Annotated in this window: 12 protein-coding genes, 1 tRNA gene and 1 riboswitch; of the genes, 10 read left to right on the top strand and 3 right to left on the bottom strand. The window is 66.3% G+C overall.

The features are described from left to right. Positions 1-120: 120 nt before the first annotated feature. Complete coding sequence (locus C0V75_RS12060) at positions 121-558, bottom strand: metallopeptidase family protein (RefSeq protein ID WP_101921165.1); 438 nt, start codon at positions 556-558, stop codon at positions 121-123. A gap of 81 nt (positions 559-639) precedes the next feature. Here C0V75_RS12060 and gltX point away from each other — a divergent pair, with 81 nt between their 5' ends. From gltX to C0V75_RS12010, 10 genes are all read left to right on the top strand, one after another. After that, positions 640-1,977, top strand: coding sequence for a glutamate--tRNA ligase (gene gltX / locus C0V75_RS12055; protein ID WP_101921164.1), 1,338 nt, complete (start codon positions 640-642; stop codon positions 1,975-1,977). A 134-nt stretch (positions 1,978-2,111) separates the two neighbouring features. Then, on the top strand, positions 2,112-3,506 hold the full coding sequence (locus tag C0V75_RS12050; protein WP_101921163.1) for an MATE family efflux transporter: 1,395 nt from the start codon (positions 2,112-2,114) through the stop codon (positions 3,504-3,506). A 94-nt stretch (positions 3,507-3,600) separates the two neighbouring features. Further along, a riboswitch (glycine riboswitch) is annotated at positions 3,601-3,707 on the top strand. A 156-nt stretch (positions 3,708-3,863) separates the two neighbouring features. Continuing rightward, positions 3,864-4,985, top strand: coding sequence for a glycine cleavage system aminomethyltransferase GcvT (gcvT, locus tag C0V75_RS12045; RefSeq protein WP_101921162.1), 1,122 nt, complete (start codon positions 3,864-3,866; stop codon positions 4,983-4,985). Positions 4,986-4,994: 9 nt separating this feature from the next. Continuing rightward, entirely contained in the window at positions 4,995-5,354 is a 360-nt protein-coding gene (gcvH, locus tag C0V75_RS12040) for a glycine cleavage system protein GcvH (RefSeq protein ID WP_101921161.1), read from the top strand. Positions 5,355-5,465: 111 nt separating this feature from the next. Beyond that, the gene (gcvP, locus tag C0V75_RS12035) at positions 5,466-8,306 is read left to right on the top strand and encodes an aminomethyl-transferring glycine dehydrogenase (RefSeq protein ID WP_101921315.1); all 2,841 of its coding nucleotides are present in this window, start codon (positions 5,466-5,468) and stop codon (positions 8,304-8,306) included. 242 nt (positions 8,307-8,548) lie between these two features. Further along, the gene (locus tag C0V75_RS12030; RefSeq protein ID WP_254216452.1) at positions 8,549-9,244 is read left to right on the top strand and encodes an AzlC family ABC transporter permease; all 696 of its coding nucleotides are present in this window, start codon (positions 8,549-8,551) and stop codon (positions 9,242-9,244) included. Beyond that, positions 9,241-9,558: an AzlD domain-containing protein gene (locus tag C0V75_RS12025; RefSeq protein ID WP_101921159.1), complete on the top strand. Its 318-nt coding sequence runs from the start codon at positions 9,241-9,243 to the stop codon at positions 9,556-9,558. The genes C0V75_RS12030 and C0V75_RS12025 overlap by 4 nt, the downstream gene beginning before the upstream one ends. Before the next feature lie 58 nt (positions 9,559-9,616). Continuing rightward, the gene (locus tag C0V75_RS12020; RefSeq protein ID WP_101921158.1) at positions 9,617-9,934 is read left to right on the top strand and encodes a DUF3775 domain-containing protein; all 318 of its coding nucleotides are present in this window, start codon (positions 9,617-9,619) and stop codon (positions 9,932-9,934) included. Between the two features lie 208 nt (positions 9,935-10,142). Continuing rightward, positions 10,143-10,592 carry a co-chaperone YbbN gene (locus C0V75_RS12015; protein WP_101921314.1) on the top strand — a complete coding sequence of 150 codons (450 nt, stop codon included), beginning with the start codon at positions 10,143-10,145 and terminating at the stop codon, positions 10,590-10,592. Positions 10,593-10,673: 81 nt separating this feature from the next. Continuing rightward, positions 10,674-10,749: transfer RNA gene (locus C0V75_RS12010), tRNA-Ala, on the top strand. 124 nt (positions 10,750-10,873) lie between these two features. Here the strand turns inward: C0V75_RS12010 and C0V75_RS12005 are convergent. After that, positions 10,874-11,548, bottom strand: a complete 675-nt coding sequence (locus C0V75_RS12005; protein ID WP_158241835.1) for a PEP-CTERM sorting domain-containing protein — start codon at positions 11,546-11,548, stop codon at positions 10,874-10,876. Positions 11,549-11,663: 115 nt separating this feature from the next. After that, positions 11,664-13,406: a HAMP domain-containing sensor histidine kinase gene (locus C0V75_RS12000; RefSeq protein ID WP_101921156.1), complete on the bottom strand. Its 1,743-nt coding sequence runs from the start codon at positions 13,404-13,406 to the stop codon at positions 11,664-11,666. Positions 13,407-13,502: the final 96 nt, after the last annotated feature.

Genomic DNA, 13,502 nt, shown 5'->3' with positions numbered 1-13,502 from the left:
CTCCGTGGGTTCGACTATGCGAAAGGATAGGGCCTTGGGCGGGAGGGGCCATTCACGCCTTTGTCAGGGCATGCGCGTCGGCGCACATGCGTTGTGCGGGTTGGCGGGGTGAACCCCGCCCTACTCCCACCAGGGGTCGATGCGGGCGATGTCGTCGTCGGACCAGCCGAAATGATGGGCGAGTTCATGGACCACGACATGGGCGATCAGGTCGCCGAGGCCGACATCGCCGCGGTCGATCCATTCCTCCAGGATCGGGCGGCGGAAGAGCCAGACAATATCGGGATGGGTGGGCTGGTCCATCACCGACTTCTCGGTCAGCGGTATGCCTTCGTAGAGGCCGGTCAGTTCGTAGGGGTCTTCCATCCCCATCGACTCGAGCACGTCATCGGGCGGGAAATCGACGATGCGCAGCGCCACGCGGGCGGCGTGGTCGCGCCAGGGCTGGGGCAGCTTCGCCACCGCGTCATGGGCGAGTTGTTCGAAGAGCGCGAGGTCGGGCGCGGTGAAGGCGTCCCAGCCGGGGGGCTGGGCGTCGTCGGTTTCGGCTGTGGTCATGGCACCCTCGCTTTCCCCCCAGATATGGACAAAAGCGCGGGCCTGTGAAAGAGGAACGGGGGTCCAACGGAGCCCTTTCCCATGACCACGCCGTCGAAAGTCACCACCCGTTTCGCGCCTTCGCCCACCGGATATATCCATGTGGGCAACCTGCGCACCGCGCTGATGAATTACCTGATTACCCGCAAGGCGGGCGGGACCTTCATCCTGCGGCTGGACGATACGGATCAGGAACGGTCGAAGCAGGAATATATCGACGGGCTGAAGGAGGATCTGGCCTGGCTCGGTATCGAGTATGACCGGGTGGAGCAGCAGTCGAAGCGGCTGGCGCGCTATGCCGAGGCCGCCGAGCAGCTAAAGGCGGCGGGGCGGTTCTATGAGTGTTTCGAGACGCCCACGGAACTGGACCTGAAGCGGAAGAAACTTCTGAACATGGGCAAGCCGCCGGTCTATGACCGGGCGTCCTTGCACCTGACCGAGGAGCAGAAGGCCGCCTACCGCGCCGAGGGGCGGCAGGGTTATTGGCGCTTCCGTCTGGATCAGGAGCGGATCGAGTGGCGGGACGGGATCATCGGAGATATCTCCATCGACGCGGCGAGCGTGTCGGACCCGGTGCTGATCAAGGCGGATGGGCAGGTGCTCTATACCTTCGCCTCGTCGGTGGATGATGTGGACATGGGGGTCACCCATATCGTGCGGGGTGCCGATCATGTGACGAATACGGCGACGCAGATCCAGATCATGAAGGCACTGGGCGGCACGCCGCCGGAATTTGCCCATCACAGCCTGCTGACCGGGCCTCAGGGCGAGGAACTGTCCAAGCGGCTGGGCGTTCTGAGCTTGCGCGACCTGCGGGCGCGGGGGGTGGCGCCGCTGGCGCTGATGTCGCTGATGGCGCGGCTGGGGTCTTCAAAGCCGGTGGAACTGGCGTCGAGCATGCAGGACCTGATCGACGGGTTCGATGTGGGCAGCTTTGGCGCGGCGCCGACGAAATTCGATGCCGAGGACCTGTTCCCGCTGACGCGGGCGCATGTGCAGGGGCTTCCCTTTGCGGCCGTTGCTGACCGCATCGCGGCGCTGGGCGTGCCGGAGGCGGAGGCGGAGGCCTTCTGGAACGTGGCCAAGGGCAACATCACCGTGCTGGCCGATCTGGGGGAATGGTGGGAGCTGTTCTCGAAAGGGGCCGAGCCGATGGTCGAGGCGGGGGATGAGGATTTCATCCGGGAGGCCATGGCGATGCTGCCGGCGCGGCCCTGGACCAGTGCCACCTGGGGCGAATGGACGGAAGCCGTCAAGGCCGCGACCGGGCGGAAGGGCAAGCAGCTTTACATGCCCTTGCGCAAGGCGCTGACGGGGCGGGCGAACGGGCCGGAGATGGCCGATGTGATGCCGCTGCTGAAGGTGGTGAAGGCGGGCTAGGGACCGGTCTGCGCCGCGCCGTTCCCGACCTTGTGATGGTCGAAAGGGCGGACTGGGGGTTTCACACCCCCAGACCCCCGTGGGATATTTGAAGACAGAAAGTGCAGTTGGACGACGGGGCCGGAGTCCCGGTCATGGGGGCAGTGGTGGCGGCAACGGTCGAAGGCGAGGCGGGGGCGGCTGTCGGGGCGGCCCCGGTGGTGGGGAAGTTCGTCACGGGGAACCTGTTCCGCCATGTGGCGGTGATGTCTTTGACCTCGTCGGTCGGGTTGATGGCGATCTTCGTCGTGGACCTGATCAACATGCTTTATATCTCGTGGTTGCAGGATCCGGAGAAGACGGCCGCCATCGGCTATGCCGGGGCGGTGCTGTTCTTCACCACGGCCTTCGGGATCGGGCTTTCGGTCGGGGTGTCGGCGCTGGTGGCGCGGGCGGTGGGGGCGCGGGATATCGCACTGGCGCGGCAGCGGACGACGGAGGGGCTGCTGCTGGGCGCGGCTTTCGGGGCGGGTTTTGCGGCGCTGGTCTGGGTTTTTCTGCCGCCAATCGTGGCGTTGCTGGGGGCCACGGGCGAGACGGCGGCGGAGGCGTTGCATTACCTGCGGGTGCTGATCCCGTCGCAGCCCTTGCTGATGATCGGCATGATCGGGGCGGGGGTTCTGCGGGCGCATGGGGATGCGCGGCGCGGCATGATGGTGACGGTCTGGGGGGCGATCGTGCTGGCGGCGCTGGACCCGGTGCTGATCCTCTGGGCCGATCTTGGGCTGACGGGTGCGGCGCTGGCGGGCTGGGGGTCGCGGGCGGCGATTGCCGGCATGGCGCTGTGGCCGATCTGGCGGCATTACGGCGGGTTCGGGCGGCCCTCGGGGGCGAGTGTCGTGGCGGCGGCGGTGCCTTTGTTCGCCATCTCTGGCCCGGCGATCCTGACGCAACTGGCGACGCCCGTGGGGCAGGCGGTCGTCACGCGGATGGTGGCGGGCTATGGCGAGGCGGCAGTGGCGGGGATGGCGATTGCGGGGAGGCTGACGCCGGTGGCCTTTGGCATCATCTTTGCGCTGTCGGGGGCGGTGGGGCCGATCCTTGGCCAGAACCTCGGTGCAGGAAAGATGGACAGGGTGCGGCGGGCCTTCTGGGATTCGATCCTGTTTGCCGGGCTGGTGATCGTGGTGATGTCGGCGGTGCTTTTCCTTTCACGGGGGGCCATCGCGGATGCCTTCCATGCCGAGGGATTGACGCGCGATCTGATCTACCTGTTCTGCGGGCCGCTGAGTTTGCTGTTCTTCTTCAACGGGTTGATCTTTGTGGCCAATGCCGCCTGCAACAATCTGGGGGCGGCGATGCAATCGACCATGGTGAACTGGGGGCGGCACACCATCGGGACGGTGCCTTTCGCCCTTGCCTTCGGGATGTGGTGGGGCGCGGAAGGGGTGCTGATCGGGCAGGCGGTGGGCGGCGTGATCTTCGGCATCCTTGCGGTGGCGCTGGCCTTGCGGGTGATCGACCGGGTGGCAGCGGGGGCGCGGGTCTGAGGGCGGGCGCGGCAGATTTTGCCGTTTTCGGATTGTATGCAGTCGTATTCGAATTTCCACTTGCCTGCGGCGGGGGCGGCGGGTTACGCAGGATGCGTCAGCATCGGGAGAATCCGGCGCGCGGGGGCAACCCCGTGGGAGCCGGTGCCGAAGGAGCAACCGCCCCGGTAAACTCTCAGGCAACAGGACCGTTGCTGGCGAAGAACTCTGGAGAGTGGCGCGGATGCGCCCGCCGAAGGGATAACGATCTCAGGCGCCCGTGACGGGCAGGGACAGAGGGGGCATCGTGGGACAGGGATCGGCCTGTCCGGACGGTGCCGCGTTGAAAAGACCGGCGCTTTGGAAGGAGAAGGACGATTGTCCGACCTGAAGCGATTGGGTCTGCATGACCTGCATGTGGAACTGGGCGGGAAGATGGTTCCCTTCGCCGGCTATGAGATGCCGGTGCAATATCCCGCAGGCGTGATGAAGGAACATCTGCATACGCGCTCTGCCGCCGGGCTGTTCGACGTGTCCCATATGGGGCAGGTCATCCTGCGCCCGAAGCGGGGGATGGAGGCGCTGTGCCTTGGCTTCGAGGCGCTGATGCCGGTGGATGTGCTTGGGCTGGCCGAAGGGCGGCAGCGCTATGGGCTGTTCACCAATGAGACGGGGGGGATTCTGGATGACCTGATGTTCGCGCATCGGGGGGATCATCTCTTCGTTGTCGTCAATGCCGCCTGCAAGGAGGCGGATGTGGCGCATCTGCGGGCGCATCTGGGGGATGTGGCGGAGGTGGAGTTTCTGGCCGACCGCGCGCTGATCGCGGTGCAGGGGCCGGGGGCAGAGGCGGCGCTGGCGGCGCTGGTGCCGGGCGTGGCGGCGATGCGCTTCATGGATGTGGGGATTTTCGGCTGGCAGGGGGCGGCGCTTTGGGTGTCGCGCTCTGGCTATACCGGCGAGGATGGGTTCGAGGTTTCGGTGCCGGAGGCGCAGGCGGAAGGGTTTGTCCGGGCGCTCTTGGCGCAGGAGGGGGTGGCGCCCATCGGCCTTGGCGCGCGGGACAGTTTGCGGCTGGAGGCGGGGCTGTGCCTTTACGGGCATGACATCGACACGGGCACGAGCCCGGTGGAGGCGGGGCTGTCCTGGGCGATCCAGAAGGCGCGGCGGGCGGGGGGCGCGCGGGAGGGCGGCTTTCCCGGCGCGACGCGCATCCTGCGGGAACTGGCCGAGGGACCCGAGCGGCGGCGCGTGGGCCTGCGGCCCGAAGGCCGGGCGCCGATGCGCGAAGGGGTGGAGTTGTTCGCCGCCGATGGCACGCCGCTGGGCAAGGTCACCTCGGGCGGGTTCGGGCCAAGTGTCGAGGCCCCTGTTGCCATGGGCTATGTCCCTGCGTCTTATGCGGAAACCGGGACGGTGATCGAGGGGGAGGTGCGCGGCAAGCGCCTGCCCGTCGCCGTGGCCGAGATGCCTTTCAATCCTACCACCTACAAGCGTTGAGGATGCGCGATGAAATATACCGAAGAACATGAATGGCTGCGGGTCGAGGGCGATCTGGTCGTGGTCGGGATCACCGAACATGCCGCGACGCAACTGGGCGATGTGGTGTTCGTCGAACTGCCCGAGACGGAGACCATGGTCGCCGCAGGCGATGAGGTGGTGGTGATCGAGAGCGTGAAGGCCGCCTCGGACATCCTGGCGCCGGTGGATGGCGAGATCGTCGCGGTGAATTCCAAGCTGGTGGATAACCCCGGCCTTGTGAACGAGGACCCGACGGGATCGGCCTGGTTCTTCAAGATGAAGGTCGATGATCTGGACGTGCTGGACCAGTTCATGGACGAGGACGAATATGCCGACCTGATCGGGTGATCCGGTCAGGCCGTTGAAAGGCAAAAGTTTTTTGAAAACTTTTGCAAATTCCTTCGAAGGAATTTGGCGGGCGCGGGTGCGCCCGTCTTCCCCCAATCCGAGGTTCGCGCCATGAGCTATACCCCTGTCGATTACAATCCCTATGATTTCGCCAATCGCCGCCATATCGGCCCTTCGCCCGCCGAGATGGCCGAGATGCTGAAGGTCGTGGGGGTCAAGACGCTGGACGAGCTGATTGACCAGACGGTGCCGGCCTCGATCCGCCAGAAGGTCGCGCTGGGCTGGGCGCCCTTGTCGGAGCATGCGTTGCTGGCGCGGATGCGGGAGGTGGGTGCGAAGAACAAGGTGATGACCAGCCTGATCGGGCAGGGCTATTACGGCACGGTGACGCCGCCCGCGATCCAGCGGAACATTCTGGAAAACCCGGCCTGGTACACCGCTTATACTCCCTATCAGCCCGAAATCGCGCAGGGGCGGCTTGAGGCGCTGTTGAATTACCAGACGATGATTGCGGACCTGACCGGGTTGCCGGTGGCCAATGCGTCGCTGCTGGACGAGGCGACGGCGGCGGCAGAGGCCATGGCGATGGCGGAGCGGGTGGCGAAGTCCAAGGCGCGGGGCTTCTTTGTCGATCATGGCTGCCATCCGCAAACCATTGCGGTGATCAAGACCCGCGCGGTGCCTTTGGGGATTGAGGTGATCGTGGGCGATCCGGCGAAGATGGTGGCGGAGCAGGTCTTCGGCGCGATTTTCCAGTATCCCGGGACCTATGGCCATGTGATTGATTTCACGAAGGAAATCGCGGCGCTTCATGCGGCGAAGGCGGTGGCCATCGTGGCGACCGATCTGCTGGCGTTAACGATTTTGAAAGAACCGGGCGCGATGGGGGCGGATATTGCCATCGGGTCGAGCCAGCGTTTTGGCGTGCCGCTGGGCTATGGCGGGCCACATGCGGCCTTCATGTCCTGCAAGGACGACTACAAGCGGGCGATGCCGGGGCGGATTGTCGGGGTTTCCATCGACGCGCGGGGGAACAAGGCCTATCGCCTGTCGCTTCAGACGCGCGAGCAGCATATCCGGCGCGAGAAGGCGACATCGAATGTCTGCACGGCGCAGGCCTTGCTGGCGGTGATGGCGTCCTTCTATGCGGTGTTCCACGGGCCGAAGGGCCTGCGCGCCATTGCGGAACGGGTGCATTTCCTGACCAACCGTCTGGCGCGGGCCTTGAAGGCGGCGGGGGCGAAAGTGTCGCCCAAGGCGTTTTTCGACACGATCACGGTGGAAGTGGGCGTGGGGCAGGCCGGTATTCTGGCGGCGGCACGGCATGAGGGGTTGAATTTCCGCAAGATCGGGACGGATCGGGTGGGGATTTCGCTGGATGAGACGACGGATGAGAAGGTGCTGATCCGCGTGCTGCGGGCCTTTGGCATCGAAGGCGTGCCGCCGCATCGGGCGAGCCTTGGTTTCCCTGAGGATATGGTGCGGCAGACGGAATATCTGACCCATCCGGTGTTCCACATGAACCGCGCGGAATCCGAGATGATGCGCTATATGCGCCGCCTGTCGGACCGCGACCTTGCGCTGGACCGGGCGATGATCCCGCTTGGGTCTTGCACCATGAAGCTGAACGCGGCGGCGGAGATGATGCCGATCACCTGGCCGGAATTCGGCACTCTGCATCCTTTCGCGCCGGCGGATCAGGCAGCGGGCTATCGCGAGGCGATTGCCGATCTGACGGAGAAGCTCTGCGAGGTGACGGGATATGATGCCTTCTCCATGCAGCCCAATAGTGGGGCTCAGGGGGAATATGCGGGATTGCTTACCATTCAGGCCTATCACCGTGCGCGGGGCGAGGGGCACCGGAACATCTGCCTGATCCCGGTATCGGCCCATGGGACGAACCCGGCTTCGGCGCAGATGGCGGGGATGCAGGTGGTGGTGGTGAAATCCGCCCCGAATGGCGATGTGGATCTGGAGGATTTCCGGCAAAGGGCTGAGGAAGCTGGAGAAAATCTGGCGGCCTGCATGATCACCTATCCGTCCACCCATGGGGTGTTCGAGGAGACGGTGCGGGAGATTTGCAAGATCACGCATGACCATGGCGGGCAGGTCTATCTGGACGGGGCGAATATGAATGCCCTGGTCGGGTTGGTGAAACCCGGCGAGATCGGGTCGGATGTGAGCCACCTGAACCTGCACAAGACCTTTGCCATTCCGCATGGCGGCGGTGGGCCGGGGATGGGGCCGATTGGGGTGAAGGCGCATCTGGCGCCCTATCTGCCGGGGCATCCGGAGGGGGCGCAGGGCGAAGGGCCGGTGTCGGCTGCGCCTTATGGGTCTGCCTCCATCCTGCTGATTTCATGGGCCTATTGCCTGATGATGGGGGGCGAGGGGCTGACGCAGGCGACGCGGGTGGCGATCCTGAATGCCAATTACATCGCGGCGCGGCTGAAGGGGGCCTATCCGATCTTGTTCATGGGCAACAAGGGGCGGGTGGCGCATGAATGCATCCTGGATACGCGGCCTTTTGCGGATGTTGGCGTGACGGTGGATGACATCGCCAAGCGGCTGATCGACAACGGGTTCCACGCGCCGACGATGAGCTGGCCGGTGGCGGGGACATTGATGGTGGAGCCGACGGAAAGCGAGACGAAGGCCGAGATCGACCGGTTCATCACCGCCTTGATGGCGATCAGGGCCGAGATCGAAGCCGTTGAAAAGGGAGAGATTTCGGCCGAGGACAGCCCCCTGCGCCATGCGCCGCACACGGTGGAGGATCTGGTGGCGGACTGGACGCGGAAGTATCCCCGCGAGCAAGGGTGCTTCCCCCCCGGGGCCTTCCGGGTGGACAAGTACTGGCCCCCCGTGGGGCGGGTGGACAATGTCCATGGCGACCGCAACCTGATCTGCATCTGCCCGCCTGTGGAGAGCTATGCCCAGGCGGCGGAGTGACGCTGCGCCCCCGCAACGGCTGTGCCGCAACCTGTGCCGCAACCTGTGCCGCAAACTGTGCAGACAGGTGTACATACCGATTGGCGCAGCTTGGGCGGCGTTCAGTCGGGTTCTGTGCGTGGATGCACGGGTGATTTCTGACGGTGGATGGGCAGCATTGCCCATCCTACGCGAAGGCGGGCGCGATTGACGCGGTCGCGCGGGGCGGGTAGCCCTGCGATCCGGCGGGCGCGGGGGGTATCTTGGACGACAGGCAGGGAGAGACCTTCGGCGCGGGACTGGTCGCGGCGGTGCCGATCGCGCTGGGCTATTTCCCCATCGCCTTTGCCTTTGGCGTGGCGGCGGTGGGGGCGGGGCTTTCGCCCCTGGGGGCGACGGCGCTGTCGGTGATCATCTATGCGGGGGCATCGCAATTCCTGGCGCTGGCGCTGATCACCTCGGGTGCGGCGCTGCCGGTGGCGGCGCTGACGCTGATCGCGATGAACCTGCGGCATGTGCTCTATGGCCCGGCGCTGATGAAGGCGGCGGGGGAGGGGGTGGGGAAGCGGCACGCCTGGGCCTGGGGCTGGGGTCTGACGGATGAGGTCTTTGGCGCGGCGCTGGGGGAGTTGGCGCGCGGACGCCGCTTTGCCGAGGCCTGGATGTTCGGGCTGGGTCTGCCTGCCTATGCGGCCTGGGTGGGCGGCACGCTGGCGGGCGCGCTGGCGGGGGATGGGGCGCTGGCCGGGTGGCCGGTGGTGGAGGCGGGGTTCTCCTTCCTGCTGCCCGCGCTGTTCCTTGCACTGCTGCTGTCGATCCTGACCCGGCCGCAGGTGCCGGTGATCGTGGTTGCGGGGCTGGCCTGCGTGGGCGGGACGCTGGCCGTGTCCTCTACCACCGGGATTCTGGGCGGGATGGTGGCCGGGGCGCTGGCCGGGCTGTTGCGGAGGGGCGCATGAGCGGGGAGGTGCTGCTGCTGGCCCTGGTCGTGGGGGCGGCGAATTGGGGGTTCCGGACGCTGCCCATCCGGTTTGGCCTTGGAGCCGGGGGTGGGGGCGGGGTGCTGGCGCGGTTTCTGGCGGCGGTGGGGCCTGCGGCGATTGCCACGCTCTTTGTGGCGTCGAGCCTGCCCTTCGTGCAGGCGGGGGCGGTGCTGGCGCCGGTGGCGGGGACGGGGGCCGTGGTGGCGGTCTGGCTCTGGCGGCGGTCGGTCGTGCTGGCGACGCTGGGGGGCGCGCTGGCCTATGCGGCGGGCTTTGCCCTGGCGGGTTAGGGCTTGCATGGCCGGGCGGGTGGGGCGACGATGGCTTTCTACCCAGGGGAGTCGTGCCATGCTGGAGATCAGCCCGGAAAAGGTGGTGCATATCATTTTCCAGTTCCGCGAGGGGGATGCTGCGGAAGAGGAGCTGCATGCCTTCATCGACAGTCTGAACGATGACGAGAAGGCGCATCTGACCGCCATCGCCTGGGTTGGGCGGGGGGCCTTTGAGCCGGAGGATTACCAGACGGCGGTGGAGACGGCCTATACCGAGGCGACCATCCCGACCGACCAGTATCTGATGGGGATGCCGCATCTGGCCGAGAACCTTGAGGCGGGGCTGGAGGCGCTGGGGATCGACGTGACGGAAGTGGAGAGCGATTTCCTTTAGTCTGCCGTTGCCATGCGGTGCGGCGTGCCGCCGCCTGCCTTTCCTGTCGTCGGCGCCTGCGCGCCTCCTCCGCGGTCAGGGGGCGCACGCGCCCCCTCTGGGCCATGCGGCCCATTCACCCCCTGTGAGTATTTGGGCCAAGATGAAGGGTTGAAGACGGGGCCCGGACTTACGACATATGCCGGGAGTGGAATTTGTTGGGGGTGCCATGACCGAGGCGGTGAAGCTGTGCTGTGCGGAGTGCGGGCAGATGAACCGGGTGCCAGCGGTTCGGCTGGCGGCGGGACCGAAATGCGGGACTTGCGGCGCGGCCCTGGCCGACGGGCGGGTGATGACCCTGGACCGGGCGGCGCATGACAAGGCCGTGCGGGGGGATGACCTGCCGCTTCTGGTGGATTACTGGGCGGCCTGGTGCGGGCCGTGCCGGATGATGGCCCCGGAATTTGCCAAGGCGGCGAAGGCCCTGGCGCCTTCGGTGCGGCTGGCCAAGCTGGACACCGAGGCCTTTCCCGAGGTGGCGCAGCGGGCGGGTATCCGGGGGATTCCGGCCCTGATCCTGTATCATCGCGGGCGCGAGGTGGCGCGGCTGGCAGGGGCGCGGCCCGCGGCGGAGATCGCGGCTTTTGTGCGGTCGCATGTCGGGGCGGCGGCGGGCTGAGCGGCCTTCCGGGCGGCCGCCGGGGTGACCTTGGGGTCGCTTGACAAGGCATCGGCTTTGCGCGAGAAGGCGCGCGCGGATGGGGCAGTAGCTCAGTTGGGAGAGCGTATCGTTCGCAATGATAAGGTCAGGGGTTCGATCCCCCTCTGCTCCACCAATCCTCAAAATCCACTGTGAATTGCGGCTTGCCGCGCGGCGGGGCCGTTCTGGCCCTGGCGCTGGTTTGCCGATCGACCGCCGTGGCGGCGGGCGGTATGGAGGGCCTTCGCGCCGGGCCGGGATCAGCAGGCCTTGCGGCGGTGGGCCATGAGGCCGAGGAGGCCGAAGGCTGCGAGCAGGAGCGGCAGGGCGGCGGGCACGGGAACGGCGGCGACCGAGGGCGCATAGGCGAGGAAGGAGCCGCCGAAGCGGATGGTGGCGATATCCGCCTTGTCCGACTGGATGGCGCGGAAGGCGAAGGAGTCGATCTGCCCCGGCGTGGAGATCGGCGCGAGACGGGCCAGATCGAAGGAGCCCAGTTCATTGCCGAGGCTGTCGAAGGCGGCGATGACGGGGTTGTCGCCCCAGCTATTCGGTCGGTCGCCGCGTGCATAGTTCCAGAAGCCGCCGAAGGAGGAGATCAGGCTGGTGAAGCGCAGCTCCAGAAAGCCGCTGCGGGCGTTCGATCCGATCAGCGGCGTGGTGCGCGATATGCCGTTCTGGTCGAAGGCATAGGGGTCGATCAGGCCGGCGCCGGCAATGGATCCGCCCGGAGAGGCGCCGGGCGCGGGGATGACCGTCGTGCCGTCGGCGAGGGTGATGGGTTCGTCGAACTTGATGAAGGGACCAGTATAGCCGGTCATGTTCAGCACCGGCCCGGAATAGCCATGCGAGTCCGAGGTGAGGAAGACGGCCGCCTGTGCGGTGGACGCCATCAGGACAAGACTGACCGCGAGCGACACCAGGGCCTTCATCATCACCTCCATGATTAACATGGATTTACCGCTACTGGGCCGTCTCGATTCGCACAAGGACCGGGAGGCCGGGGGCGGGCGGAAAGATCGGCGGGGCCGGGCGGGGTGGTGCGGGCGGTCAGGCCCGTCCCGCCGCGAGCGGGAGCGCGGCTTCGGAGGCGGTCGGCACGCGGAGCGTGACGGTGACGCGGGTGCCCTGTCCGGGTGCGCTGCGGATCGTGATGTCGCCCTGCATCAGATCGACAAGTCGGCGGACGATGGTCATGCCCAGACCGCTGCCGCCGAAGCGGCGGACGGTGCTGGCATCGGCCTGTTCGAAACTGTCGAAGATGCGCTCTACCTGCGCCTCGGTCATGCCGATTCCGGTATCGACCACCTCGAAGATGAGCTGGTCGGGCTGGCTGGCGCGGATCTTGAGGCGGACGGAGCCGTTTTCGGTGAACTTGATGGCATTGCCCACGAGGTTGTGCAGGATCTGGATGATGCGCGTCTCGTCGCCGCTGCGCAGGTAGCGGCCATTGGCGGAGTGCCAGATTTCGAAGGTGATCCCCTTGGCGCGGGCGGTGGCGCCGTGCAGCGCCTCCAGCCGCTCGATGGAGGTTTGCAGGTCGAATTCGCGGTCTTCCAGCACCATCTTGCCCGATTCGACGCGGGCGAGGTCGAGGATGTCGTTCAGGAGGGTCAGCAGGCTCCAGCCGGAGGAGCGGATGACCGAGAGCATGGATTTCTGTTCGGCATCGAGGGAGGTGCCGGCAAGCAGGTCGGCCATGCCGAGGACACCGTTCAGCGGGGTGCGGATCTCGTGGCTCATATTGGCGAGGAATTCGGATTTGGCGCGGCTGGCCGCCTCGGCGGCGGCATGGGCGCGGGTGATGTCGGTGACATCGACGCGCAGGCCGACGCGGCCACCATCCGAGGTGCGGCGTTCCATCACCTGAAGGACGGTGCCGTCGGGCAGGTGCTGGCGGACCACGGCCTGGGCCGTCTGGACATTCAACTGCTCTTGCAGCCAGTCCTCTTCGCGACCGATGGCATCGAGGAACTGCTGGCGGGCGAGGCCGTGGCGCAGGATGTCTTCGAAACGGGCGCCGGGTTCGATGGCATCGGCGCTGAGGGCGTAGAGTTCGCGGAAGCGGCGATTGGCGAGGACGAGGCGATCTTCGTGGTCGAAATAGACGAAGCCATCATTCAGGGCTTCGACGGCGTTCAGGAGTTGCTGTCTTGTCGTGTCGAGGGCCGAGAGCCGCTGGTTGGATTCCAGCAGGGCGGCGGAGAGGGCGGAGTCGGCGCGGGTCTGTTTGTAGAGGTTTTCGAGGATGTTGTAGCTGTAGAGGATGAAGGCGAGGATGAGCAGCAGAAGGCCATGGGGGCCGGCAGGTTTGACATCGTTCTGGGCGACGGAGAGGATGACGACGCAGGTGGCTGCCAGCACCGGCACCATGAGATTGGCCTTGTAGAGCGGCAGGCGACCGAAGGCATTGGTGATGTGGATGAAGACGCCGCAGGTCCAGATCAGGCTGAGCGCGACGATGGCGAGGTCGGGATGGCCTGCCATCACCATGCCGGGGATCATGTAGACGAAGGCAAGGAGCGCGTTCAGCGACCAGTGGAGCAGGATCCAGCCCAGCGGGAGGCGGTCTGCCCAGGCCATTTCGCGCTTGTAGAGGAGATGCGAGACCGTCTCGAGCAGGATGATCGCGACGAGCGCGGTGAGGGCTTCCTGGACCTTGTCGAGCCAGAAGATCAGCAGCAGGAAGAAGCCCGCCATCGCAAGGCGCTTGCCGATATCGCGCATGTCGATGGGGCGCAGGACTTGCGTCTCTGCACGCAGGCGTGCGCCGAGTCTCTGCGCCCTGCTCATCTTATCTGTTCAGCTCCATGGAGGAGCGCCAGCATGTCGGTTCATCCTCCGGTCCCCGCTTGCAGCCTATCCTGTCTTACGCCGGATTACCGAAGG

It is taken from the genome of Tabrizicola sp. TH137 (assembly GCF_002855575.1).
In the GTDB taxonomy this organism is placed as follows: domain Bacteria; phylum Pseudomonadota; class Alphaproteobacteria; order Rhodobacterales; family Rhodobacteraceae; genus Paragemmobacter.
This window is presented reverse-complemented; position numbering and strand designations above follow the sequence as displayed.